This is a genomic window from Colwellia sp. 6M3 (genome assembly GCF_014077595.1).
Classification (GTDB): Bacteria; Pseudomonadota; Gammaproteobacteria; order Enterobacterales; family Alteromonadaceae; genus Cognaticolwellia.
The window spans coordinates 93,752-116,642 of sequence record NZ_JACGWF010000001.1 but is presented as its reverse complement, the minus strand read 5'-3'; the positions used below and the strand labels follow the sequence as shown (position 1 = coordinate 116,642).

At 38.1% G+C, this 22,891-nt stretch carries 15 protein-coding genes; 8 read left to right on the top strand and 7 right to left on the bottom strand.

Annotated elements, in window-relative coordinates:
• Positions 1-75 precede the first annotated feature (75 nt).
• From H4J50_RS19510 to ampD, 7 genes are all read right to left on the bottom strand, one after another.
• A complete protein-coding gene (locus tag H4J50_RS19510; RefSeq protein ID WP_182253783.1) occupies positions 76-4,854 on the bottom strand; it encodes an RHS repeat domain-containing protein in 4,779 nt (1,592 codons plus the stop codon).
• Positions 4,855-5,235: 381 nt separating this feature from the next.
• Positions 5,236-6,666, bottom strand: a complete 1,431-nt coding sequence (gene lpdA, locus H4J50_RS00495) for a dihydrolipoyl dehydrogenase (protein ID WP_108457242.1) — start codon at positions 6,664-6,666, stop codon at positions 5,236-5,238.
• Positions 6,667-6,927: 261 nt separating this feature from the next.
• Positions 6,928-8,910: a pyruvate dehydrogenase complex dihydrolipoyllysine-residue acetyltransferase gene (gene aceF / locus H4J50_RS00490; RefSeq protein WP_182253781.1), complete on the bottom strand. Its 1,983-nt coding sequence runs from the start codon at positions 8,908-8,910 to the stop codon at positions 6,928-6,930.
• A gap of 25 nt (positions 8,911-8,935) precedes the next feature.
• Positions 8,936-11,611, bottom strand: coding sequence for a pyruvate dehydrogenase (acetyl-transferring), homodimeric type (gene aceE / locus H4J50_RS00485; protein ID WP_108457244.1), 2,676 nt, complete (start codon positions 11,609-11,611; stop codon positions 8,936-8,938).
• Positions 11,612-11,764: 153 nt separating this feature from the next.
• Complete coding sequence (pdhR, locus tag H4J50_RS00480; RefSeq protein ID WP_182253804.1) at positions 11,765-12,532, bottom strand: pyruvate dehydrogenase complex transcriptional repressor PdhR; 768 nt, start codon at positions 12,530-12,532, stop codon at positions 11,765-11,767.
• A gap of 469 nt (positions 12,533-13,001) precedes the next feature.
• The gene (ampE, locus tag H4J50_RS00475; protein WP_108457245.1) at positions 13,002-13,910 is read right to left on the bottom strand and encodes a beta-lactamase regulator AmpE; all 909 of its coding nucleotides are present in this window, start codon (positions 13,908-13,910) and stop codon (positions 13,002-13,004) included.
• Between the two features lie 149 nt (positions 13,911-14,059).
• Positions 14,060-14,647, bottom strand: coding sequence for a 1,6-anhydro-N-acetylmuramyl-L-alanine amidase AmpD (ampD, locus tag H4J50_RS00470; protein ID WP_182253779.1), 588 nt, complete (start codon positions 14,645-14,647; stop codon positions 14,060-14,062).
• A 105-nt stretch (positions 14,648-14,752) separates the two neighbouring features.
• Between ampD and H4J50_RS00465 the strand changes: the two genes are divergently transcribed.
• The 8 genes from H4J50_RS00465 (at position 14,753) to zapD (ending at position 22,873) form a co-directional block, all read left to right on the top strand.
• Complete coding sequence (locus H4J50_RS00465) at positions 14,753-15,274, top strand: TIGR02281 family clan AA aspartic protease (RefSeq protein ID WP_182253778.1); 522 nt, start codon at positions 14,753-14,755, stop codon at positions 15,272-15,274.
• Positions 15,275-16,162, top strand: a complete 888-nt coding sequence (gene nadC, locus H4J50_RS00460) for a carboxylating nicotinate-nucleotide diphosphorylase (protein WP_182253776.1) — start codon at positions 15,275-15,277, stop codon at positions 16,160-16,162.
• Positions 16,163-16,526: 364 nt separating this feature from the next.
• Positions 16,527-16,955 carry a prepilin-type N-terminal cleavage/methylation domain-containing protein gene (locus H4J50_RS00455; protein WP_310733240.1) on the top strand — a complete coding sequence of 143 codons (429 nt, stop codon included), beginning with the start codon at positions 16,527-16,529 and terminating at the stop codon, positions 16,953-16,955.
• 142 nt (positions 16,956-17,097) lie between these two features.
• Positions 17,098-18,804: a type IV-A pilus assembly ATPase PilB gene (pilB, locus tag H4J50_RS00450; protein WP_182253774.1), complete on the top strand. Its 1,707-nt coding sequence runs from the start codon at positions 17,098-17,100 to the stop codon at positions 18,802-18,804.
• 223 nt (positions 18,805-19,027) lie between these two features.
• Positions 19,028-20,281: a type II secretion system F family protein gene (locus H4J50_RS00445; protein WP_182253772.1), complete on the top strand. Its 1,254-nt coding sequence runs from the start codon at positions 19,028-19,030 to the stop codon at positions 20,279-20,281.
• Between the two features lie 123 nt (positions 20,282-20,404).
• On the top strand, positions 20,405-21,286 hold the full coding sequence (locus H4J50_RS00440; protein ID WP_310733239.1) for an A24 family peptidase: 882 nt from the start codon (positions 20,405-20,407) through the stop codon (positions 21,284-21,286).
• Positions 21,287-21,392: 106 nt separating this feature from the next.
• On the top strand, positions 21,393-22,007 hold the full coding sequence (coaE, locus tag H4J50_RS00435) for a dephospho-CoA kinase (RefSeq protein ID WP_182253770.1): 615 nt from the start codon (positions 21,393-21,395) through the stop codon (positions 22,005-22,007).
• 119 nt (positions 22,008-22,126) lie between these two features.
• A complete protein-coding gene (zapD, locus tag H4J50_RS00430) occupies positions 22,127-22,873 on the top strand; it encodes a cell division protein ZapD (RefSeq protein WP_182253768.1) in 747 nt (248 codons plus the stop codon).
• Positions 22,874-22,891 lie beyond the last annotated feature (18 nt).

Genomic DNA, 22,891 nt, shown 5'->3' with positions numbered 1-22,891 from the left:
GCAATTACTACTACGGCAATAGAAAAAGTAGTAATTATTAATCGAGATTTCTTCATTTTTATATTACCCATTGGTTTAATCTTTCTTAAGAATATCACTTGTAGCAATATTAGTAGCCCCAGTTATTACCGCATCTGTAGTAGTCGTAGGCACAGTTCCAGAGTTGGTATTTCCAGGAATTGAGCCAGCAACTTGTTGGATAGCACCTGGCAATTCATTCCTAATCATGTCACCAGCCTCATTAGTTGCTTCACCAACTTCTCCTCCAAGATCATTTAAATCAGATTCTGTTGTATCACCACCTTTTGAATCTACGAAATCTTGTACTCCGTCCAAGTATGAATTTACTTTCTCAGTTCTATTCTGTAACGCATCACCCGTTTTAATAATTGTTTCTGACCCTTCATTTATATTATCAGCTGCAATAACTCCGCCTACTATTGTGATGGCAGCTACTGCACATGGAATAGTAAAAATACCTGTAATACATCTACCATCTGGATCTGTATACTTATACGGATTGTTAACAGCATATGAGTATCTATTAAATCCCTTAATGCCTTCTTCATTGCTTAAATGAGAAACAGCATCCACAGGATCATTAGAATAAAAACGCCCGATAACTGGATCATAGTATCGTGCCTGCATATAAACTAAACCAGTATCGCTGTCTTTGATATGCCCCGTGTAACCTGCTTGATCGTTATTAGCCTCATCATTATCAAGCGTTATACCATAAGGCGTATAACGTTCTCGCCACAAGATTTCCCCAGCAGCATTAGTACCTGCAACTGGGCTACCAGTACTATCATGATGAACGTAAGTTGGGGTGCTATTCTCTACCCTAGCAACCATCATAATGCCTGCGCTGACATAATCAGTGCGTTTATTCGTATTTATGTTATCTATATGAATTAACTTACCAGCAAAATTATAAACATTGTATATAGTTTTACCTGCAATAGTCGCCTTAACACGTTTCAAGTTACCGTCGTATTTATAAGTACCTGATATACCTCCGCCATGCATAGAAACAGGCTGGTCAGCATAATCAAAGGTAAAGTTTAAATTACCTGCAGCAATAGTGTTGCCGCGGCTATCATAATCAAAGTCTCTTGTGCCTGTATTACCACCTAAACCACCGGTATCAACCGAGCGGTTAAGTCTATTATCGTTATCGTAACTAAGTTCAATACTTCGAGAGCCTAAATCTTTAGTGAGGATATTGCCAATGCTGTCATAACTAAACAGACCATTACCCCAAGGCCCTGAAGCAGAAGTAATTCGTTCTAATGCATCGTAGCTCATTACACGGTTATTATTACTTATGGCACCATCGATTATTGATGTAGTGAGTTTTCGTTTGTCATAACTATAACTAATGTCTATCGCTTTAATACTGCCTTTACTTGTTAGTAAACGTGATGGTAATAATCGCTCATTTAATAGTTGCTGATAAATGTGCCCATTACCATAGTTTAAGCGGCTTACTTGACCACTTGCATGATATTGAATATTACTCGCATAATAAGTTCCACCATAGTTTGCTTGACGAGGTCGACCTAAACCATTGGGATTATAACTAATCGTTTTGCCACTTGGGTAAGTCATTGATGACATTTGCCCTGCAGGATTGTAACCATAGGCTAAAGCATATTGACGTCCATCAACATTAAGTTGCTCAGACGTAGGTAGGCTAAGTGAGTTATAGGTGTAAAACCAGTTAATGCCATTTCGGCTTACAGCTAATACGTTACCATTAGCATCATAGGTTTTATTTATATCTGGTGTTAAGTGGTATGAAAAGTCGCGCTTTGTTATACGCCCAACAGCATCTCTTAAAAGTGTTACTTTTGCATTACCACTTGGTGATAAACAAGTATTTCCACTGTTTGCACCTTTTTGATAAGCAGTTAACCAACCAGAAGCGTCATATTGATATAGCGTATCACCAACATCTGGTTCACTAATTCGGCATAAACGGCGGTTCTGATTATAATAATAACGTCGAGTAACACTAACATCAACATCGTTTTCAGCGACATTGGTACTTGTACCTTCGTTATTAACATACGCATTTGTGCTCGCACTAATTGGATCTCCAGGTAAATATATTCCTGGAGGCTTAATTTTTATATCACCAGGGTTAGTTGGTGCTACAGGGATAAGAGCTGAGCCACCTTTAGAGCCTTCACCAATATCTCCTCCTGATGAGCCACCAGAGTCAAGACTTCCTTGGTTTCCCCATTGCTTAATTGATGTTACTTCACCCCATACATTCTTATTAATATCTGTATGTATTCCTAATGGCGAATGTTGTGACTTAACGTCTTTGTAATTAGCGCCATCGTAACCATAATAGTAGTAATCTGTTTTATTGCCGTCTGGATCCGTTTCTGTACGACGATGGCCACTATGATAACTGGTTAACGTAGTTGCATACGGAAAAACAGTTTCACGTTTTTTAGTTAATCGATTTAATCCATCATATGCTGAAGTAACGCCTACTGTAGATGTTGAGCTAACAGAAGGAAATGATGAAAAAACCTCTCTTCCCGCACTGTCATATTTATAATTAATATACGTAGACTTATTTGTTAAGATGTCTTTAGTGGCAACCAATAAAGGTCGAAACATAGCATCATAGGTTATAGTTGTTCTGGCGTTACCTTTGGTGATGGTATGATTTGGGTTGCTATTAAAATTATAATTATGATTTACATTTGACCAACTACCTGGCAGATTTGCAGTAATGAGCCTACCCATACTGTCTCTAATATAATTAACCGTATTACCTAACGCATCAGTTATAGAGCTTATGCGACCAAAGTCATCAACATTTTGATAAACACTTCTCCCATCAGCACGAGTTACTTTTTGTGGTGTTCCACGCTTATACGTAGAGGCTTTTAATGTGCGATTATTGGCATCTTTAGCTGTAGAAAAAGTGCCATCTGCATGATAACTATAAGTGGCAAAAAGTGCGCCATTACGCTGCTCGCTAATCTTTTTCCCTAAAGAGTTATAAGTGTTTTCTTGTGTAACCCTATTATTAACTGTCTGTTTTTTAGGTAGTCCTAATATCCATTTACTTTTATTATGACTATATTCTGTCTGGGTTACTCGTGCGACCGTCGAAACATTTGATTTTACAGATTTCATAACAGGGTTAGCGTAAGAGTATAACGATGAACTATGACTAGTATTAAAACCAAATTCTTGGGTGTACGTATCACCATCTTGTTTCGTAACAATTTTTGTAGTGTGAATAGGGTTTTTAGCGTCGCCTGGCCCTGGTGCTTTTATAATAGGTGATACGCCAACACTTACTTCTTTTAAGTATGTGTACTGCTCAGTTTTTTTAACTATACCGGTACTTGATAATCGAGTTTCTTTTTTAACAAGCCTGCCACCTAATGGTTCACTAACCCAAGCATGATAATAAGTATAATGACCTTCTGGTGCTGATACTTTCGTCCAGTTAGTTCTATCTGATGACGATGACCCCGTAGGCCCTTTATCGCCTTCATATTGATAAACCCAAGTAGCTGGCGTTATTGATGGCCCTGTAACGCTTTTTCTGATTACTGCCATGGAAGATGTTGTTACGTCATCAACTAAAGGTATATCTGGGTTACCACGTGCAGGTAGACCTGGTTCAGCATCCGCACATCTTCCCGTTCTTCGAGCTTGTCGAGCGTAAATTTGTCTATGTTCAGTATCTTTTAATACAAAGGTACCTGTTGCACCATAAGGATGTGTTAATGAAACCGTACGTGACCATTTATGACAACGAATACCACTAGGTGCAGAAGTACCTGTCATTAAGTCTAGATTAAATGACCAATAATGGCCGTCAGGTTGTGTAACTTGAGATAGCACTTGGCCACGCAATGGTTGGCCTGCATATGGCATCCAGTCGGTTCTTGGAAAATTATTTATCCGATAATTGTAATACCACGTTTCGCTAGCCGCTGTTGCTGAGCTAATTAGTTTAGAGCTACCCGAATAATTAAGATCAATACGACGACCATCGTTAGCATAAATTGCTTTTAAACGGTTAAGTGAGTCATATTGATATTTGACCCAATTACCATTAACATCGCTAACTTGGCTAGCCGCTAGGATATAAATATTTCTTTCAAGAGGCCTAGCACCAACAAACCCCATTTTGGGTGAGTCTAAAACATAGGCATAGTTAAATTGATAAATATCGCCATTAGGCGCATGACCTATTAGGCCTTCTCCACCATCAGTTGCAGTAGAACAAGTAAAATACCAATTTTTAACAGTTACTTTTTTGGCTGTGCTCGGCCAAATTGCCACACCGTTATTTTCTATTATTTGCTGACTAGCTTGTCCTGGCACCTCTAATTGAATGCCGTTTGAATAGCCCGTTGTTGTTACACTCGTTAAATTACCTTGTGTGCCATAATTGAAAGTACTTAAAATTTGATTGGTTGGTTTAGAACACCTTTGTCCTACCCATGGTCTAGCATCTAATGATGTAGTTTTTATACGTGGAGCTGATAAAGTCCAGTCACCAAATTCAGCGTCTACGCCATCTTTATAAGTGAACCCTGTTGTTCGTTTTCTTGATAAGATAACGGGTAAGTGCGAATTACCCGGTATGTTAATGTCGGTTTGATCAAAAACAAGGGTACCTGTGTGCGGGTCTATAGCATCACCTAAGAAGTCATCGCCAAATACTTCAAGCCGCTGTTCTGCGTTCTGTTTTTTTTCCCATTCAACAATAGGCTCTATTTGTTCTACTGCTATAGCATTGTGTGCAAAGACAGATAGGAATATCATTAATAGAGGTTTTTTAATAAGTGTTACATAAATATTATTCATACATCATCCTTAATGTGGTTTGTTATTTATCCTTAAATAGCTGCTTACAAAAGTAGCTCAAATAACTCATAAAACAACATTTCAATATCATTATGTACCTTAGTCTTTACTTGAAAACTCATTAAGCTATTAACTTATATGAAAATATTTAACTGTTTTATACTAATAAAATTTTTATTACTACCCCCTATTTAATACTTAAATTTATATTATTTAGTAAGATTTATAATAACTATGACGTTTAGAAAAAATAAATCAGATTTAATTTTACGATTGACTTAAATATAGTTACATCTCAAATTAAAGACACAAAAAAGCCAGCTAATTAGCTGGCTTTCAATTGATTAAATTAAAACGTTAAGATAACGCTTTATTATCAAATTATTTTTTCTTTTTAACGGCTTTAGCGTTAGGTAGATCAGTGATTGAACCTTCAAAAATTTCAGCCGCTAAGCCAATAGATTCATTCAACGTTGGGTGAGCATGAATTGTTAAACCAACATCTTCAGCATCAGCGCCCATTTCAATCGCTAAACATACTTCACCAAGCATTTCGCCAGCGTTAATACCAACAATTGCGCCACCTAATACACGACCGGTTTCTTTTTCGAAGATCATCTTAGTTTTACCTTCAGTACGTGCAGAAGCAATAGCACGACCAGAAGCAGCCCAAGGAAAGTTAGCAACTTCAATGTTCAAACCTTGCTCTTTCGCTTCACGTTCAGTAACACCTACCCAAGCCATTTCTGGATCAGTATAAGCAATTGAAGGAATACAACGTGGTTCAAAAGTATGTTTCTTACCAGAGATCACTTCAGCAGCACAATGCGCTTCATGTACAGCTTTATGAGCAAGCATAGGTTGACCAACAACATCGCCAATGGCGAAAATGTGATTAACGTTAGTACGAAGTTCATTTGTTACGTTAATAAAACCACGTTCATCAACATTAACACCCGCTTTGTCTGCAGCAACTAAGTGTCCGTTTGGCTTGCGGCCAACAGCAACTAAAATTTTGTCGTAGCGCACTTTCTCAGCCGGAGCGTTTTTACCTTCAAAAGTGACATACAAACCATCGTCTTTTGCTTCAACAGCAACCACTTTAGTTGACAACATGATGTTGAATTTATTCTTGTTGAAGTTAGTGTAAACCTTAACAATGTCTTTATCAGCCGCTGGAACTAGTTGATCAGCAAATTCCACAACAGAAACATTTGAACCTAGTGCTTTATAAACCGTACCCATTTCTAGGCCGATAATACCGCCACCAAGTACTAACATTTCTTTTGGTATATCTTGAAGCTCTAATGCACCCGTTGAGTCGATAACACGAGGATCTTCAGTTGGAATAAAAGGTAAATCAACCACTGATGAACCAGCAGCAATAATCGCATTATCAAAAGTAATAGTTGTTTTGCCGTCTGCACCTTCAACTTCAATGGTTTTATCTGAAGTGAATTTACCGTAACCAAATACTGTTTTAACTTTACGTGCTTTGGCCATTCCGCCTAAACCACCCGTTAATTGACCAACAACGCTTTCTTTCCAATCGCGAATTTTGTCTAAATCAATTTTAGGAGTACCAAAAGTAACACCATGTGACGCCATTGCTGCCGCATCGTCAATAACTTTAGCTACGTGTAAAAGTGCTTTTGAAGGGATACAACCCACATTCAAACAAACGCCACCAAGCGTCTCACGGCTTTCAACTAAAATTACGTCTAAACCTAAATCTGCTGCGCGAAATGCTGCTGAATAGCCACCAGGACCCGCACCTAAAACTACTACTTGAGTTTTAATATCGTTACTCATGCTAACCTCAAAAATTGATGTATGTATTGCTGGTTTTGCCAGCCTATATTTGCCGAACCTAATTAAGAGCGTGAACAATTAATTTATCAGCATTTTCATTATTTCTTACTTGTCGGCGATTTTACTTAAACCGCACTAGGATCGCCATCATTAAATCAGTAATTATCAGCATAAAGTTGGTATAAGTGAAATTAATCAATATCTTTCACTTTACCAACTTTATGTCATCTTACTGATTAGCTTCAAACGACATTAGGCAAATTATAAAATGAGTTTTCTAATGTCACTCATCACACTTGCCAGATGTACAGTAAAGCGTGCCGCTAACGCGCCGTCAATTACACGATGGTCGTAAGACATCGATAATGGCAACATTAACTTAGGCTCAAAGTCTTTACCATTCCATTTAGGTTTCATTTCTGATTTTGAAACGCCTAAAATGGCCACTTCTGGAGCATTAACAATCGGCGTAAATGCCGTACCGCCAATACCACCTAGGCTAGAAATAGTAAAACAACCACCTTGCATATCTGTCGCTTTTAACTTGCCATCACGCGCTTTCATGCTGATTTCAAGTAATTCACGCGATAACTGATGAATGCCCTTTTGATCTACATCACGCACTACTGGTACAACTAAACCGTTAGGCGTATCAACCGCAACACCAATGTGAATATACTTTTTAAGGATTAAGCTTTCACCGTCTGCACTCAAACTAGAGTTAAATACAGGAAAGGCACGTAACGCATCTGCTGCTGCTTTTAAAATAAACACTAATGGGGTGATTTTAAATCCAAGCTTTTGCTTTTCACAAATAACATTTTGCTCTTTGCGGAACGCTTCAACATTAGTGATATCAGCTTCATCAAATTGTGTAACATGCGGAATAGTTACCCAATTACGATGTAAGAATGGTCCAGATATTTTCTGAATACGCGTTAACGCTTTCGTTTCAATTTCACCAAACTTAGAAAAATCGATTTGCTTAGCACTAACAACTTGTAAACCACCTTCGCCAGACGCTACTGAGCTACCCGCATTAGCTTTCGGACGAGACAATTCATATTTAACATATGATTGTACATCTTCTTTTAATATACGGCCTTTACGTCCAGAACCTTTTACTAAAGTTAAATCAACACCAAATTCACGCGCTATACGGCGAATTGAAGGTGAAGTGTAAATAGCACTCGCATTCGTTAAACCCATTTGCGGGTGATGCGGTACAGGCGCAGCTTTTTTAGCTGAAGGTGCTGGAGTTGCAACCGTTGCTGTTTTAGCCGCAGGAGCAGGTGCTGCAGGCGCTTCTTCAGCAGGTGCATCCGATGAAGTTTCAAGCTTGATAACAATAGAGCCTTGTTTAACTTTATCACCCGTGCTGATCAACACTTCTTTTACTGTGCCGGCATGTGATGACGGTACATCCATTGTCGCTTTATCAGTTTCTAAAGTAATTAAACCGTCTTCAGCTTCAATAACATCACCAACAGCAACGAGTACGTCAATAACATCAACTTCACCGTCTTCACCAATATCTGGCACGGCAATATCAATAACTTCACTGCTTGTTGCAGGTGCCGATTTTTCAGCAGGTGCTTGCGTTTCCGCCGGAGCTTCTGACGTTGAATCAGCTTCAGCCGGAGCACTTGATGAAGTTTCAAGTTTAATAACAATTGAACCTTGCTTAACTTTATCACCAGTATTAATGAAAACTTCTTTTACCGTTCCGGCGTGCGGTGAAGGCACGTCCATAGTGGCTTTATCTGTTTCTAGTGTAATCAAGCCATCTTCAGCTTCGATTACATCACCAACAGCAACTAGCACTTCAATTACGTCAACTTCGCCATCTTCACCAATATCAGGTACGGCAATCTCGATAACTTCACTACTTGTTGCAGCTGCAGGTGATTTTTCTTCAGCAGGCGCTTCAGCTTCTACTTCTGGCTCAGCTTTTGTTTCAGCTTCAGCAGGTTCTTTTGTTGGTGCTTCATCGGCACTGCCTGAAGCAGCGCCTTTCATTTCAGCGATAACATCGCCTTCTTTAATTTTGTCGCCAACTTTAACAGAAAGCGCAACAAGTTCACCCGCAAACGGTGCTGGGATATCCATTGATGCTTTATCTGTTTCAACAGTAATAATACCTTCGTCGGCTTCTAAACTATCGCCAACCGCAAAGCATATTTCGATAACTTCTACTTCATCGCCACCGACATCTGGGACTAGAATTTTTTCAATATCAGACATTTCTTAATTCCTTATCTAGTCTTAATTACGCGTAAAGCGGATTAAGTTTGTCAGCATTAATGTTAAAGCGTTTAATCGCTTCACTTACTACAGTGCGTTTAATATCACCACGATTTGCCAATTCAAAAAGAGCAGCTACAACAATGTAGTTTTGATCCACTTCAAAATGTTGACGTAAATTATCGCGACTATCACTGCGACCGAAACCGTCTGTACCTAAAACGCGGTATTCGGTGTTGATGTATGCGCGTACTTGGTCAGAATAGTTTTTAACATAATCTGTAGCAGCAATCGCTGGACCACTATCTGCGGTAATGATCTTTGAAAGATAAGCTGTTTTTTGCTTGCTTTCAGGGTGTAGCATGTTCCAACGCGTTACTTCTTGGCCTTCACGTGCTAATTCATTGAATGAAGTAACAGAATATACATCACTTGATATACCGTAATCAGCTGACAAAATTTGTGCTGCTTCACGCACTTTTTGTAAAATTGTGCCTGAGCCCATTAGTTGAACATTCGCTTTTGCCTTTTTAGCTTCAACGCGTTCAAGTTGGTAAATACCTTTAATGATTTCGTCTTCAACCGTTTTGTTTTCTGGCATAGCCGGATGTTGATAGTTTTCATTCATTAGCGTTAAGTAGAAGAAAACATTTTCATTTTCTTCGTACATGCGACGTAAACCTTCACGCACGATAACGGCAATTTCATAACCGTAAGTTGGATCATAAGTAACACAGTTAGGGATTAAACCAGCTTGCACATGTGAATGACCATCTTGATGTTGTAAACCTTCACCATTAAGCGTTGTTCTACCGGCTGTTGCACCTAATAAGAAACCACGCGCTTGGCTATCGCCAGCTGCCCATGCTAAGTCACCAACACGTTGGAAACCAAACATTGAATAGTAAATGTAGAATGGAATTGTTGTTGCATTACAGGTTGAGTAAGACGTACCAGAAGCAACCCAAGACGCCATAGCGCCTAGCTCGTTAATACCTTCTTGTAACACTTGGCCTTTTTTGTCTTCACGGTAATAAGCAACTTGGTCAGCATCTTGTGGAATATATTTTTGACCCTCACTAGCATAAATACCTACTTGGCGGAATAAACCTTCCATACCAAAAGTACGTGCTTCGTCAGGAATAATTGGCACAATACGCTTACCGATTTTCTTGTCTTTTAATAAGCTGTTAAGTACACGAACAAAAGTCATTGTTGATGAAACTTCACGCTCGCCTGAACCTTTCAAAATAGGCTCAAATATTTTTAATGCTGGAATATCAAGCGATTCTTCCGCTTGTACACGACGCGCAGGTAATGAACCACCTAATGCTTCACGACGCGCTTTCATATATTTAAATTCTTCACTGTCTTCAGGGAATTTGAAGAAAGGTAGGTCAGCAATATCATTATCACTTACCGGAATATTAAAACGGTCACGGTAATGCTTAAGTGAATCAACATCCATTTTCTTCACGTTATGAGCGATGTTTAATGCTTCACCTGATGCACCTAAACCAAAACCTTTAACTGTTTTCGCTAAGATAACTGTTGGGCGACCTTTAGTTTCCATTGCACGCTTGTATGCTGCGTAAACTTTAACTGGGTCATGACCACCACGATTTAAACGGTAAATATCTTCATCTGACATATTAGCCACTAGTGCCGCAGTTTCAGGGTACTTATTGAAGAAGTTTTCGCGAGTGTACTTGCCACCTTTAGCTTTACAGTTCTGGTATTCACCATCAACAGTTTCACTCATCAGTTGCAATAATTTACCTGAGGTATCACGTGCAATTAGTGCATCCCAGTATGAACCCCAAATAACTTTTACTACTTCCCAGCCTGCGCCACGGAATGTACCTTCAAGTTCTTGAATAATTTTACCGTTACCACGAACAGGGCCATCTAAACGTTGTAAGTTACAGTTGATAACAAAAGTTAAGTTATCTAGGCCTTCACGAGTTGCTAAACCAATAGCACCTAATGATTCTGGCTCATCAGTTTCGCCGTCACCCAAGAAACAATAAACGCGTTGACCAGAACAATCTTTAATACCACGGTCAGTTAAATACTTAAGGAAACGTGCCGTATATATAGCTTGTAATGGACCTAAGCCCATTGAAACAGTAGGGAACTGCCAAAAGTCGGGCATTAAATGCGGATGAGGGTATGAAGACAAACCTTTACCATCACATTCTTGGCGGAAGTTATTCATTTGATCTTCAGTTAAACGCCCTTCTAAGAAAGCGCGAGAATAAATACCTGGAGAAATATGACCTTGAGCAAAAATAAAGTCACCACCGTCTTTATCAGACGCGGCTCTAAAGAAGTGGTTAAAACCTACATCGTATAACATGGCAGAAGAAGCAAAGCTGCCAATATGTCCACCAAGCTCTAAATCTTTTTTAGATGCACGTAAAACCAATACTAATGCATTCCAACGAATAGCAGCACGAATACGAGCTTCAATCGTTTGGTCAGCCGGCATATGCGGCTCTAACCCTGGTGGAATAGTATTTACATAAGCAGTTTTGGCGTCAAACGGTAAATGTGTACCGCTGCGACGGGCTCTATCTATTAACTTTTCAAGTAGAAAATGAGCACGTTCAGGGCCTTCATTTTCTAACACAGACTCCATTGATTCCAACCATTCTTGGGTTTCCATTGAATCAATATCTTGATTTGGGAGCTCAGACATAATTACTTAGTCTCCATTAGTTATTTGTTAAGTAAATTTAGTTGTTTAAAGATAGCTGCTTTTGAGCAGATAACCTTAATTCGTATTGTTTTGTATCAGTTAAATACTATTTATAAATGATCAATGGGCACATTGAGCCACCTTCATCATTAATTAAGTATCTATTCTTGCTCGTTTCATTCTTCGTATTGAACGTTCCATACGACTATTTTCCTGCGACATTTTTAATAGTACTTCTTCAATAAAAGCTAAATGTCGATGGCTGGCTCCCCAAGCAGCTTGGGGTTTACCACTGACAATCGCACTCATTAAGCGCGTACGATAATCAGATATTCGGCTAAACACGTCTGGTCGCTTAGCCAAGGTTGTTAAATTCTTCTCAATATTATCAATCAGCAATGGCGCCATACTTGTGGCTAAATGTAAAATCACTGCATTATGGCTGGCACCACATACAGCAATGTAAAACTCAAAAACAGCTTCAGCCTCAAGGCGGTAACTGTCTTCTAATTGTGCTGTGCCAATATTGTCATGCTTACGCTGAATTTCATCAAAGTCTGCTTGGGTGCCTCGCATAGCAGCGTAATATGCTGACATACCTTCAATACCATGGCGAAACTCTAATAAATCAAATTGCGATTCTTTACTGTTAGCCATTAAATCGAATAGAGGGTCAGACAACCCACTTAAGACTTTATCACTAACAAATGTACCGCCGCCTTGACGACGGGTAACCAAATTTTTTGCTTCTAACTTTTGAATGGCTTCGCGTAATGAAGGTCGAGAAACATCAAACTGTTTCGCTAACTCTCGCTCAGCTGGTAATTTTTGCCCTGGCTTTAAGCTACCTTCTAGGATCATTGTCTCAAGCTGAGCCAAAATTATATCTGACAACTTAGCTTGCTTTACCGGCTTTTCAATATTCGGAATCGACATTTAAAACCCTTAATTATTCAGATAAAACGTATCTAAATTCATTAACTCAAACCACAAATCGCGTGGTAAATTGGTCTTACCATTTGATAATTTGAGATATAATGTAACAAATGAATACGCTGTTGTAAACACAGTGCATAATTTATCGACAATACAATAAAACATAATGTTAGTAGGTAAAGAGCAAAGCCAAAGAGATAAAAGTATCAATATCAACAACTAAACACAAGGGAGGTTGCTATAGATCAATAATGATATATTTTAAAATATAGCTTTATTGATTTCATATGGTGAGATAGAAATGGGCAAGTAACTACTCAATTGAAATCAGTATTACATTTTAGTGATAACACATGAGTAGAAATTATTTTGAATTTGGTAATAAATAAACGAATATAAACTAGGCTACTTTGGCTGATAGTTCTAGTTATCAGCCAAAATTGTTGAATCCCAGTTAGGATAATACGCCAGTTAATATTAGCGCGGCAATTACCGCTAAAAATAGTAATAATGTTCGCTTGGCTAATTTAACCAACAAACAAGGTTCTGCTGTACAGTCATCAGCATCGACCATGAAATCTTCAGACATTTGTGCAACGGCAATTAATACCTTACTAGGTGGCTTTTCAAACTCAAATAAGTTTTCCAACCAAACCGGCATAGCTTTCGAAAAGTGGCCAACAAACATATAACCAAAAGCGACTAACCTCACTGGCAACCAATCTACCCAAAATAATAGTCGTTGATTGCTTTGGTTAACTTCTTGTCTGCTTTTTTTATCAACTTCAGTATTGTCTATTTCAATATTATGCTCTGCTGTATTATCACCCGATTTAGCTTCGCAAATATCCAGTTCATTTGAGCATTCATTCACCGTAGTCAGTAAGCGATAAAATAAAGCGCCGGCTGGGCCAAACAGTACGAAAAACAACATAACAGCAATAAAGTAGCGATAGTTTAGCCAAACCATCGTTTGACCAAAGCCCATATTGCCAATGTTTTTATCTTGTTGCAGCTGCAATTGCTGAAATTCACAACTGGTTAACTCTCCTTTAAAAGCCGACACTAAATAACTTTTATAGGCGTCGCGTGTTTTCATACAACCAAAACAAACAATCAGTATTAATGTAGAAGCAATTAAATAAAGTAAGGCGTTATCAATTTGCGCTAGTAAAAAGTAACAACCTATCACTGGAATAAAAATAACCGCATAACTTAGCACGATAGAGTTTTTAAAATCTGCCAGTAACTTCGTCCGCTTAATTACTGTCATATATCGTTGGTATAATGTAGAAAATTGCCAAGCGCTTGATGACAAATAACGCTCCGCGGCTAATGCAATTAATAAACTAATTAAGCTCATTGTGGTTTACCCATTAAAAAAGTTTTTAGTTTTAGTATTTAGCTAACAGTTATAGTCAACTCACTAAAGTCGAGTGTATCATCCAAAGCTAACATTTAATTTAACTGACAGCTTGTAGTTGATAACTTATTCGTAATCTTGTTTATTTATTAACTTTTGCTGACCATTAAAGCTTGAAAGTGTTGCCAATCAAAAGCTTCTCCGGGATCTGTTTTTCGCCCCGGGGCAATATCACAATGTCCAACAATATTATTTTTCATCGCAGGATAAGTATCAATCAAACATCGACTCAAAAGAGTCAGTTGTTGGTATTGCGCTTCAGTATAAGGAATATCATCAGTGCCTTCTAGTTCAATTCCGATTGAAAAATCATTACATTTTTCTCGGCTTTTATAAGCCGAAACACCAGCGTGCCATGCTTTATCGTTGAATGAAACATACTGAATAATATGACCATTGCGTTGAATTAAACAATGCGCAGAAACACGAATGTTATATATGTTTTCAAAATAGGGATGAATATTGGGGTCTAAATTACCGAGAAAAAAATTGGTTATGTGATCACCACCAAATTGCCCTGGAGGTAAAGAAATATTATGCACAACCAATAAGTTGATTGCTTCACCTGCCGTTCGGGGCTCAAAATGACTAGAACGTTGTATTTCAGCATGGTTTAACCAACCTGCCTCAATGATGAGTTCAGGGCTATTTCCCCCGCCATTTGTCAGAAATGACATACAATAATTCACACCTTAAATTCACACCTTGTTTATCAAAGCACTATTACATAGTAAAGTTAGCAACAGAACAAGGTAATAAATTAATCTAAATGATGGGCAAATATGACTAAAAATGACACTTCAACAAATTTTGGCAAAAGTTTTGTCTGGATAGCCTGGTTGATCGGCATTGTATTATTAGTGTTTGTGTTTCAAGATTTGTTAGATGCGCAATACAACCCGAACGAAACACCACAATTGTCTTTACAACCCAACGGTAAAGCCGCTGTTACCTTGCAACAAAACCGCCAAGGACATTATATAACCAATGGCGATATAAATGGCACACAAGTTACTTTTTTACTTGATACTGGTGCCACGCACGTTTCTATTCCAGGGCACATAGCAAAAAACTTATCGTTAGAAGCTCAAGGTCAAATGCGAGTACAAACCGCTAATGGCACTATTACGGTTTATCAAACACAAATAAATGAATTACGCATTGGCAATATCTATCTGTATAATGTTGCTGCGAATATCAACCCGAGTATGGCTGCTGATGAAATTCTGTTGGGCATGAGCGCCCTAAAAAGAGTAGAATTTAGCCAAACCGGAAAACAACTAATTTTACGAGAGCAGTATTAAATGTTACCAGCATCATTATTACACGACATCACCAAAACCGTTACTTGGGCATTATGTGAAGACTTAGGCGTAAATAGCTATAGCGAACTTGCTACCAGTAGTGATATTACCGCTGAATTAATTCCTGCACAAAACCAAGCGGTAGCCAATATTATAAGCCGTGACGAATGCGTAATTTGTGGTGTAGCTTGGGTAAATGAAGTATTTAAGCAGCTTGATAGTATTTATAATACAACTACTAAGATCACTTGGTTTGTTAACGACGGACAACATGTAACAGCGAATACCACGTTATTTGAATTAGCCGGCAATGCCCGTATTTTATTAACCGGTGAGCGTACCGCATTAAATTTTTTACAAAGCCTCTCAGGTACGGCAACCATAACAAGTTCATACGTTAAACACCTTACAGGTACAACAACCAAATTACTCGATACACGTAAAACCTTGCCAGGCCTTCGTAGCGCGCAAAAATACGCCGTAACTTGTGGCGGCGGTGTTAATCATAGAATTGGCTTGTTTGATGCTTTCTTAATTAAAGAGAATCATATAGCCGCTTGTGGTTCGATAGAAAAAGCCATTAGTACAGCACGCATTAATCATGCTGATAAAACCGTTGAAGTTGAAGTTGAAAGCATAGCAGAGTTAACTCAAGCACTAAACGCAGGTGCCGACATCATTATGCTAGATAACTTTAGTACTGAAATGATCGAACAAGCCGTTAAGTTAACCGCTGATATATCGGCAGGTAACACGAAGTTAGAAGTTTCAGGCAACATGACCTTAGCTACACTAAAAGACTATGCGAAATCAGGCGTAGATTTTATCTCGGTAGGCGCACTAACAAAACACGTACAAGCAGTAGACCTTTCGATGCGCTTTGTATAACAAATAATTGCGTATAGGTAAGTGTGTATTTAATACGCGATAACAGTTAAATGTTATAGATCTAAAATTTTAGCAGGTAACATATGAAAGTGCCTGCTTCGTTATTAAAAATTCTTATCATATGTTATTTCAAATAATTGAATTTAACATGCTTGAATCGACAGCAAATTAGTTTTGTATTAGCTAATAAATTAACTTTATATTTAGTTAAAATTTTGTTAAATGCCTGAAAATTGAGTAAATGAGTGTTAAAAACGGCTAAATTTGTAAAAAAATTAAAAAATATCGTCACAATGTTTTACATTTAGCAAATTTTGTCGCAGTATCAATTCAGCCCCCGTAATTATGTATGGAATTTAAAACAATGAAAAAACTAAATACAATGAAAAAAGCTCAAGGTTTTACTCTAATTGAATTAATGATCGTAGTAGCGATTATCGGTATTTTAGCCGCTGTAGCATTACCGGCTTATAATACTTATACAGAAAAAGCGCGCTATTCAGAAATCCCACTAGCCGTAGGCTCAGTTAAAGCTGCCATCGAAACTTGTTTTCAAACACGCGGTGATTATGACTTAGCTAATTGTGATACTTACGCTAAAATTGGTGCAGTTAAAGCTGGTGCTGAAGCTGGTGCAGAAGTTGCTTCAGTAGTAATTACTGCCGGGACTGCTGTAATTACTGGTACTGGCTCAGATACAGATGGTTCTACATATGTTCTTACCCCTACTGCCGCTAACAACTCATTAAACTGGGCTCAAACAGGCACTTGTATTGCTACTGGTGTATGTTAATTTTTAAATAACTACAAACATATAAAGCTCCTTATAGGAGCTTTTTTTATACCTTGAAAATAACAAAAATTGTTTTTTGTTTTTCCTGATTAAAATAGTTACACTGTAACTTGCAGTTATTAATAGTTTTATTAAGAGATCTATGAAAGGACTTCATCAACAATCAAGCCTGCTATCTGCCTTAACTAAGCATAATATTGTGCCTAGCGATAAAGCAGAAACAATTAGTGCCGATTTTATCCAACAAAAAAAACCTTTTATTCGTTATTTAGTTGAAGATAAAAGCATTAATGCAGAAGATATTGCGAGCACCTTGTGCCGCAGCTTTGGCTGTCCGTTAATTGACCTAGCAAATTTCGATACCAGCTTGGTACCGGAAGGTGTACGTAATGAAAAATTAATTCGTAAACACCATGCCCTGCCGTTATATCTTCGTGGCAAAGTGCTATTCGTCGCTATGTCTGACCCAACAAATCTTGATGCTCTAGAAGAAATTCAGTTCAATACGGGGTTTTCTACAGAATTAGTTCTTGCCAACGATACAGCACTAACTGCCTGCATTGAGAAAATATTAGAAGAAGATAGCGACGCCCTTGATATTTCCGACATGGACTCGGAAGAGTTAGCCGGTATAGACGTTCAAGAAGAACGTCAAGAAGAAGATAATATTGGCGGCGGTGACAAAGAAGATGCGCCGATTGTTGTCTATATAAATAAAATATTACTCGATGCCATTCGCAAGGGTGCGTCAGACTTACATTTCGAACCCTATGAGAAGTCTTATCGTATTCGTTTTCGTATTGACGGTATTCTAAACGAAGTGGCTAAACCACCAATTTCATTGGCTTCTCGTATGGCTGCCCGATTAAAAGTGATGTCGAAATTAGATATTGCTGAACGTCGTGTCCCTCAAGATGGCCGTATAAAACTCGCTTTATCAAAAAAGAAATCGATTGATTTTCGTGTCAGTACCTTGCCCACCATGTGGGGTGAAAAAATAGTAATGCGTATTCTTGACTCGTCAAGTGCCATGCTAGGTATCGATATGCTCGGTTATGCACCAGCACAAAAGAAAATTTACATGGATGCCCTAGCACAGCCACAAGGTATGATACTTGTTACTGGGCCAACGGGCTCAGGAAAAACAGTATCACTTTATACTGGCTTAAATATTTTAAATACTGAAGAGCGCAATATTTCAACCGCAGAAGACCCTGTTGAAATTAACCTCGATGGCATTAACCAAGTACAAATTAACACTCGCTCTGGCTTAACCTTCCCTAGTGCATTACGCTCATTTTTACGTCAAGATCCCGATATTGTTATGGTAGGTGAGATTCGCGACTTAGAAACCGCTGAAATAGCGATTAAAGCGGCACAAACAGGTCATTTGGTATTATCTACATTACATACTAATTCCGCAGCAGAAACATTAACCCGCTTATTAAACATGGGTGTGCCGTCATACAACGTAGCCAGTTCGGTGTCTATTATTATTGCCCAACGACTCGCCCGACGCTTATGTATTCAATGTAAAGAAGAAGAACATATTCCAGAAAACGAATTGCTCGCTCAAGGTTTTTTACCTGAGCAACTTTCTGAGGTTAAATTATTTAAACCTGTGGGTTGTGATCTTTGCACAGGTGGATATAAAGGCCGAGTCGGTATTTACGAAGTAATAAAAATTAGTGAAATTACAGCAAATTTAATTATGACCGGCTCCAATTCATTAGACATTGCCGCACAATGTCAACGTGAAGGCTATAATAACTTACGCCAATCAGGCTTAGAAAAAGCAGCGCTGGGCGTAACCAGCTTAGAAGAAGTTAACAGGGTGACCAACGCTTAATTATTTTACCTAAGTTACTTAACGATTTGATACTTTTGATTTTATAGTAATAATTTTAGTTAATTGGCTAATAATTGCCATATTAGAACAATAGATATAAGCTAACTGTATTAATTACAGACTCTTCCCAGCTAAAAACTCACAAAGTAAGGCTGGGTATTAACTAAGTATTTACGAAGCACTTTCTAGGCACTTTCTAGAAACTAAAAATTAGGTTAAGCGAATGGCTGTTTCTTCGACAAAAACAAAAGATAAAAAAAGCAAAGTTAAATCAGTAGATGTTTATAAATGGCAAGGTCTCAACCGTAAAGGTAAAAAAATAAGTGGTGAGCTAAATGCTACCAGTATTTTAGAGCTTAAAGGCCAATTACGTAAACAAGGTATTACGCCAGGTAAAATCAGTAAAAAAGCGAAACCGTTATTTGGCATGAGTGGCGATAAGAAAATTCTCCCCGCGGACATCGCTATAGTCACACGCCAAATAGCCACAATGCTGGGAGCTGGTGTACCTTTAGTACAAACCATTGAAATGATTAGCTCAGGCCACAACAATGGCAATATGCAGAAGTTGCTGAGTACTATAGGTAACAAATTACAATCTGGTATCCCTCTTTCTGAATGTTTACGTGAGCACCCACAGTATTTTGACGATTTATATTGCGACTTAGTCAACTCTGGTGAGCAATCTGGTGCGCTTGAAACTATTTATGAACGTATAGCGACTTATAAAGAAAAAGCTGAAGCATTGAAAGCTAAAATAAAAAAGGCCATGACATACCCAATTTCTGTATTGGTTATTGCCTTTGTTGTAACTGCGGTATTATTAATATTTGTTGTTCCTGTCTTCAAAGAGATATTTGATAGTTTTGGCGCTGAACTCCCGGGTTTTACATTACTTGTACTCGCTATTTCAGAATTTATGCAAGCTTATTGGTATTTTGGCCTTGGCGCTATTTTTCTCGCTAGTTATCTATTTAAAAGAGCGCATGCAAATAGTTTAAGCTTTCGTGACAGCGTAGATAAAAAAATATTAAAAGTACCTGTTGTAGGTGATGTACTTAAAAAAGCTGCAGTTGCCCGTTATGCTCGAACACTTTCAACAACCTTTGCCGCCGGTGTACCTTTGCCCGATGCACTAGAATCTGCTGCTGGCGCTTCAGGTAATGCGGTCTTTCGTGATGCTATATTAGAAATTCGCGCTGAAGTTACTTCTGGTATGCAAATGAATTTAGCCATGCGAAATTGTGCCATATTCCCCGATATGGTTATTCAAATGGTTGCTATTGGTGAAGAGTCTGGCGCCGTTGATGATATGTTAGCTAAAGTCGCGACAGTTTATGAGCAAGAAGTCGATAATGCGGTTGATAACTTAACCACTTTATTAGAGCCTATGATAATGGCTGTTTTAGGTGTGGTTATCGGTGGTTTGATTATTGCTATGTATTTACCGATATTCCAAATTGGTATGGTGGTATAAAGGCTTATTTGAAAGGCTACTTTACAGAAAAATAAAACGATGCTTGTCATCGTTTTTTTATTATCATAGCAAACCTAGCTTTAGTGCACGTTAATAGATTTACCTAAATTCGAGGCAACAATTTTGACCGATATTATTACCCTGATGACAAATTCTCCAGCTTATTTCTACACTATAGTGGTAGTTTTTTCTTTATTGATTGGGAGCTTTTTGAATGTTGTTATATATCGCTTACCTAAAATGCTTGAGCAAGGTTGGAAAAGTGAGTGCCGCGAGTTTCTTGCTGATGAATTAGCTAAACCCATACAAATTGATGAAAGCCTAATCACGCTTTCAACACCCAGTTCTAGCTGCCCTAAATGCCAACATAAAATTCGTTTTTATGAAAACATTCCCGTTATAAGTTGGGTGTTTTTAAAGGGAAAGTGCAGCCAGTGTAATGCTAAGATTTCGCTTCGCTATCCTATGGTTGAACTTGTCACGGCAATGCTGAGTGTTGTTATTGCAGCCAATTATGGTGTTACTTTTACTACACTCATGCTTCTCGTATTAACTTGGGGGCTAATTTGTTTAACCTTGATTGATGTTGATCATATGTTATTGCCTGATCAAATTACGCTTCCGCTATTATGGTTAGGTTTATTGGTTAATATAAATGGGGCAATTGTTCCCTTGCAAGACGCCGTTGTCGGTGCTGTTGCCGGTTACATGAGTTTATTCAGCATATTCTGGTTATTTAAGCTAATTACCGGCAAAGACGGTATGGGCCATGGTGATTTTAAGTTAGTTGCACTGTTTGGGGCATGGATAGGCTGGCAGTTATTGCCATTACTCATTCTAATGGCATCGGCCGTTGGTGCGGTTATCGGCATTAGTTTAATGGTATTTAAGAATCACCAAAGAGAGCAAGCCATTCCTTTTGGCCCATATTTAGCAGTAGCGGGTTGGATTACGCTGCTTTGGGGTAATGGTATTTGGACTTGGTACTTAAGTACATTAACTTAAAGTAAGCTATAAAATCTTTAAGTTGTCTGTAAGAGAAGCTTTCAGTAAATAATCGCACCCATTAAGCTAAACCAAACTAATAGCTTAAACAAACAAAGGCTCAAATATGTCTAAATTCATTATAGGTTTAACCGGTGGCATTGGTAGCGGAAAAACCACGGTTAGTGATATGTTTGCCAATTTAGATATCGATATTATTGATGCTGACATTGCCGCCCGTATTGTTGTAATGCCCGGTAGTAAAGCCCTTATTGCAATTGAAGCTTATTTTGGTTCTGATTTTATAACAGAAACGGGCGAGCTGAATAGAACAAAACTTCGCAGCCAAATTTTTAGTAATCTTGACGATAAAGCTTGGCTCAATAACCTATTACACCCGCTTATTCGTGAGGAAATATTAACTCAAATTTCAAAATCAACCAGCAGTTATTGTGTACTCGTTGCGCCTTTGTTAATTGAAAATGGCTTACAAAAATTAGTAAACCGAGTTTTAGTGATTAATATTGATGAAGCGCATCAAGTTGCTCGAACTGCTGCGCGCGATCCAAGCTCTGTGGCTGAAATAAAACGTATTATTGCGAGTCAAATGTCGAGTGAGCAACGCTTAAGTTTTGCAGATGATATTATCAACAACCAAGACCTTGGTTTAGATAATATTCAGCAGCAGGTTACAAAGTTAGATCAAAAATATCGTACTTTGTTACTCAATAATGAGAGATAATCCATTATAAATAAACGTGTGTAGACAGGTGTTTTTTTTACAAAAAATTCGCCATTTATCTTCGCTATGGTTACTATAAGCTAATAACCGACTTAACCTTCAAACAAAGTTTCAAATAAATGACTTCAATATTGTATGAGCATCCGCTCAATGAGCGTATACGTAACTACCTAAAACTAGAGCAATTGTTTGCTCAAGCTTCAGACTGTTTACAATATAATATTGCCAGTAGCCACAGTGTGTTTTTTAATGCTTTGTTTGCAATTTTAGATACGCTTGAACGCAATGATATACGTGGCGACTTAATTAAAGATTTAGAGAAATTAGAGCAAAGTTTAGTCATTTGGTCACAGAACCCTGATATTGATAGCGCTGCGCTTGAAGACAACTTACAAAAAACGGTGCAACTTTCCAGTAAACTAAAAGTGCATTCGGCATTATGGCTACAATTAAAAGCGGATAAGTTCTTAACAAGCTTAAAGCAACGCTTTGCCATTCAAGGTGGAAGTTCTCTTTTTGACTTACCTCAGTTGCAGTTTTGGTTAAACCAGCCTAGCGCTAAAGTAGAAGAGGAATGCCGTTATTGGCTATCTCTGCTTGAACAAATTAAAGCGGCTTTATCACTTAACCTGATGTTTATCCGCCAACGTTCGGCATTTGAAGAAATAACGACAGACAGTGGTTTTTACCAAGACAATGGCGAGGGTTTAATCCTTATACGTATCAAAGTACCAGATAATTACCCTGTTTATCCTACGATCAGTGGTAATCGATTTCGATACTCTATTCGCTTTATGATGCCTTGCAATGAAACGGGACGTAAGTATTCAAAACAAGCGACTACATTTCATTTAGCTCGCTGTTAATAGTTAATAAGTTATTTT

What these genes read in the sequence shown, in the direction of transcription:
- nadC (WP_182253776.1), top strand. Translation starts at nt 15,275, where the DNA reads ATGTTACCAGCATCATTATTACACGACATCACCAAAACCGTTACTTGG.
- aceE (WP_108457244.1), bottom strand. Translation starts at nt 11,611, where the DNA reads ATGTCTGAGCTCCCAAATCAAGATATTGATTCAATGGAAACCCAAGAA.
- H4J50_RS00445 (WP_182253772.1), top strand. Translation starts at nt 19,028, where the DNA reads ATGGCTGTTTCTTCGACAAAAACAAAAGATAAAAAAAGCAAAGTTAAA.
- lpdA (WP_108457242.1), bottom strand. Translation starts at nt 6,666, where the DNA reads ATGAGTAACGATATTAAAACTCAAGTAGTAGTTTTAGGTGCGGGTCCT.
- H4J50_RS00465 (WP_182253778.1), top strand. Translation starts at nt 14,753, where the DNA reads ATGACTAAAAATGACACTTCAACAAATTTTGGCAAAAGTTTTGTCTGG.
- H4J50_RS00455 (WP_310733240.1), top strand. Translation starts at nt 16,527, where the DNA reads ATGAAAAAACTAAATACAATGAAAAAAGCTCAAGGTTTTACTCTAATT.
- aceF (WP_182253781.1), bottom strand. Translation starts at nt 8,910, where the DNA reads ATGTCTGATATTGAAAAAATTCTAGTCCCAGATGTCGGTGGCGATGAA.
- coaE (WP_182253770.1), top strand. Translation starts at nt 21,393, where the DNA reads ATGTCTAAATTCATTATAGGTTTAACCGGTGGCATTGGTAGCGGAAAA.
- H4J50_RS19510 (WP_182253783.1), bottom strand. Translation starts at nt 4,854, where the DNA reads ATGAATAATATTTATGTAACACTTATTAAAAAACCTCTATTAATGATA.
- ampE (WP_108457245.1), bottom strand. Translation starts at nt 13,910, where the DNA reads ATGAGCTTAATTAGTTTATTAATTGCATTAGCCGCGGAGCGTTATTTG.
- pilB (WP_182253774.1), top strand. Translation starts at nt 17,098, where the DNA reads ATGAAAGGACTTCATCAACAATCAAGCCTGCTATCTGCCTTAACTAAG.
- zapD (WP_182253768.1), top strand. Translation starts at nt 22,127, where the DNA reads ATGACTTCAATATTGTATGAGCATCCGCTCAATGAGCGTATACGTAAC.
- ampD (WP_182253779.1), bottom strand. Translation starts at nt 14,647, where the DNA reads ATGTCATTTCTGACAAATGGCGGGGGAAATAGCCCTGAACTCATCATT.